General features: G+C 40.1%; 4 protein-coding genes. 1 reads left to right on the top strand and 3 read right to left on the bottom strand.

Going from position 1 to position 3,546, the window contains the following annotated elements; all coding sequences use genetic code 11:
* Nucleotides 1-731 precede the first annotated feature (731 nt).
* From RW092_RS06885 to RW092_RS06875, 3 genes are all read right to left on the bottom strand, one after another.
* Nucleotides 732-1,058, bottom strand: a complete 327-nt coding sequence (locus RW092_RS06885) for a DUF2269 family protein (protein WP_316009856.1) — start codon at nt 1,056-1,058, stop codon at nt 732-734.
* 6 nt (nt 1,059-1,064) lie between these two features.
* A complete protein-coding gene (locus RW092_RS06880) occupies nt 1,065-1,682 on the bottom strand; it encodes a TetR/AcrR family transcriptional regulator (protein ID WP_316009855.1) in 618 nt (205 codons plus the stop codon).
* A 101-nt stretch (nt 1,683-1,783) separates the two neighbouring features.
* Nucleotides 1,784-1,993 carry a hypothetical protein gene (locus tag RW092_RS06875; protein ID WP_316009854.1) on the bottom strand — a complete coding sequence of 70 codons (210 nt, stop codon included), beginning with the start codon at nt 1,991-1,993 and terminating at the stop codon, nt 1,784-1,786.
* Between the two features lie 205 nt (nt 1,994-2,198).
* On the opposite strand from RW092_RS06875, the gene RW092_RS06870 reads away from it, so the two are divergent.
* Complete coding sequence (locus RW092_RS06870) at nt 2,199-3,395, top strand: acyltransferase family protein (RefSeq protein ID WP_316009853.1); 1,197 nt, start codon at nt 2,199-2,201, stop codon at nt 3,393-3,395.
* Nucleotides 3,396-3,546 lie beyond the last annotated feature (151 nt).

The following is a 3,546-nucleotide window of genomic DNA, read 5'->3' as shown; positions in this document are numbered from 1 at the left end:
GCTGAATTCCTTTTAATTATGCTCAAAACACCCTGACTTTTTCAGGGGAAACTAAGTAGTTATTTTTCTGTCTCAACTATCAAAATTATTTTCTGATACTAATCTAATTTTCTAGCTGAAACTAACAGTTCACTGGTTATGGGATTTATATTTAAGTTTGGAAACGTAGACTATAATTTTCTGTTATATTCACAGCATTGTTTATTTTTCCATTACTTATTTGTAGAACTCGGTCAGTACTATAGATGATTTGTTTGTGATGTGTTGTATAAAGAATAGTCGAGTCATTACATTCTCTACGAAAGTTTCCCCATACGATTTGTTCTGTCAAATCATCGAGCCCGGAAGTAGGCTCATCCAATATGGTATTTAATCCTTCAGTTTTATCAAATAAATATTCTAATTTGACCTGATTTAATACCTTCCTAATATTATTTATATCAATCTGTTCTTCTTTCAACCCATAGGTAATATTTTCTAATAAGCTACCTCAAAAATAGAACTTTCATCTAGCATAAATCCTATTGTAGTTTTTTCACTACTTTTATTCTCTTCCATTGATATTGTTCCTTGGTACTTATATGAAGCGAATCTGTTCGCCAAGCAGCGTTTCCCCAACCTGCGGATGCTGGCGCGTTTCCACCACAATATCCATATTCAAGCTGCCAATGACCGCCACTTTCGGTTTATTCATCGCACTCTATCCTTCCTGAAAATTGGGTATCTTTATCTTATTTAGGATCAAACGCCAACGTCGAGTCTCTGGCGATCAGCCAAATCAATCCGCTCACGGCAAACAAGCCCAGAGATAAAGTAAGCCAATTCAGCCCCGTTAATGAGTAGCCCAAGCCGCCTGTCATCATGCCGCCGGAAAGGACGATCAGGACCAGTCCAGGAATCGTAAAAATATAATCCGCGATCATCACGTTCTTAGCCGCATAGTGCATAATTTGTGGATTCCCGGTCCGGTCTGCCCGGCTCTTCCAAAATGCCGCCGTGATGATATTTCCCACCATCAATAAGACACCTAGTACATGCAAGGTTAACCACAATCCCACAACCGATCACCCTTTCTCTTCCCGTTCTCTAACGGGGCTCAAAATGTTCCTCATCAGTGAAGTTAAGTCCTGTGCATTAACCAGCGTTTGCACGTTCGGAATTCTTGCGCGAATTCGGAATCCCAGCGTCATCAGCGTAAACAACTCTGCAGTTTTGCCAGCCTCGACCGTGTCAGGAATAACGCCGTGCTGCTGACCCGTTTCAATCCAGAGCCGGGATAAGTAAACGGTCCGCTCATAATACTGCTTCAGAGCCTCTGCAACGGCCGGGTCCTCTTCCTTGCCAAACAAATACACAAGCACTTTGTTGGTCACGTTCTGCGGGTTTTCGAATTCAACAATGCTGTCCTTAATCTTCTGCATCGGATCATCAAAGTTCCGACGTCCTTGCTCAATCTCATTCATGAAGCGTCGGTTCGTTTCTTCAAGCCCCTCTTGCAGGATCAGCACAAAGATATCGTCCTTGCTGTTGATATAATGAAAAATTGCGCCTTTGGACAGGCCGGATCTGCTCATGATGTCCTGCATCGTAATCGAATGGCATCCTTTCTCCTGAATCAACTCTTTCGTTGCATCGATCAGCCGTCTTAACGTCCGTTGTCTGCGCTTCTCCTGTTTCAACACGAACCCTCCGGAAAATTCTTTAAATTTGATGTATCTTCATTATAAATACAGACCGTCGGTTTGTAAATAGGTGAAGTAAATTTAGAATTCTGACTTAAGGGCTATACCTCAATATAGATGACACATTCTTCATTTGAAGTATAATACACAATTTGACCTGGCTCCACATTAAAGAACGCCTTGTTAGCCTCATGGTCCGGAACGGTTCTTACAGGGGCTACTTCCGTAACACTCTTCTTCCCCTCTTCCTCGCGATAATCGAGCACGAAAAGAAGGACGAATTGATCGGGAAATAACTTCCTTCCTGCCACTGCATCGTCCCCCCTCCTCATACAGTAGTTTATTATACTTCGGGCTTTCCCTAGCATTGCTAGATCTTGTTGCAAAATTAGAAGTTTCTTTGACAAATCATCTAATACATTTACAAAATTGGAATATATAGTAATATATTAAAGAGTTAGTTTCCAAATTGAGGTCATAGAAATTTTATTTTCTTAAAAGGAGAAATATTAATCGTTGGATAAGCTTAATGACAACATGAGAGAAGGAAAGCTGCTCTATCTTGACGGAATAAGAGGTCTTGCCGCATTTGTCGTGGTGATTTCGCATTATATTCAAGTGTTTTATCCAGCGGCATTAAATGGCAACCCCCAGCAAGCTCATTGGAAGTGGGATACCTGGTACGGGCATTCTCCAATTAACTTGTTTTATAATGGACAATTTGCCGTTTGTATGTTCTTTGTGCTGAGTGGTTATGTGCTCAGTGTCAAAATATTTGAAAAAAGACTTGATAGCGAAACTTTCCATCATTCGTTGCAATCCAGTGCGATCCGAAGGTACGTTCGGCTTGCCGTACCAGCGGCGGTTTCTGTAATGCTTGTGTACCTGGCCATTATAACAAATAGTGTTCATCTTCAAGCCATATGGGGAACCACATGGACGGATATGAAAAAAAATTACTATGAATTAGATACCAATCTATATACCGTAATTAAAGCAGCTGTATTTGATCCGTTCTTCCGCTTTCAGGCTCATCCTTACAATCCCGTCCTCTGGACAATGAGTTATGAGTTACTGGGTTCTTACTTGATATTTGGCTTTATTGCATTATTTGGGCGCGCGAAAAAGAGATGGATTGTGTATGGGATCCTATCCGTTGTATTGATTCAAACCTATTTTGTTGCTTTTTTGTGGGGAATGCTTCTCGCCGATTTACTCAAGTATAAATGGATTCAAGGTAAAACGATAAAAGTATCCGTATTACTGATGGGAATTTACTTAGGCTCGGCACCTTACACTTCACTAACTGATAATATGTACGAACCTATAGAAGTGTGGACAAATTTGATCAATCTGTGGATTCAATTTCATATCGATCCCCGCCGTTTAGCGCACACTCTAGGTGCCGCTATGATTTTGTTTGTTTTGCTTCGCTCAGCATTGCTGCAGCGTGTGTTTGAATGGAAACCGTTTGTTTATTTAGGGCAGGTTTCGTTTTCGCTTTATCTCATTCATTTCACTTTCCTAAACACGTTTTCCGCGTTCCTATTTAGCAAAGTGATTGGTAATTTGAGTTATAATATGGCATTTGCATTAACGTTTTTGGTTTCCATGGTGCCCATGTTTATCTTGTCACACTATTATGCCAAATATATCGATCAAGGTGCTATTAAACTCGCTAGAATGGTTGAGAAAAAGATGACCACACCTTAAATATATTAGATTTATCTGTAACCCTTCATTTATGGTTCATTTTTTCATTAATGTTATTATATTAATTTATTGACATATTCATCCTTTTTTAGTTACACCTGAATCCGTGAACTTGAACAAATAAATCCTGAGGCGGACACAGGAAAATGCA

Source organism: Paenibacillus sp. 3LSP (assembly GCF_032465655.1).
In the GTDB taxonomy this organism is placed as follows: Bacteria; Bacillota; Bacilli; order Paenibacillales; family Paenibacillaceae; genus Fontibacillus; species Fontibacillus barengoltzii.
Note: the sequence above shows the minus strand (reverse complement) of the source record. Positions and strands in the feature narration are given on the sequence as shown.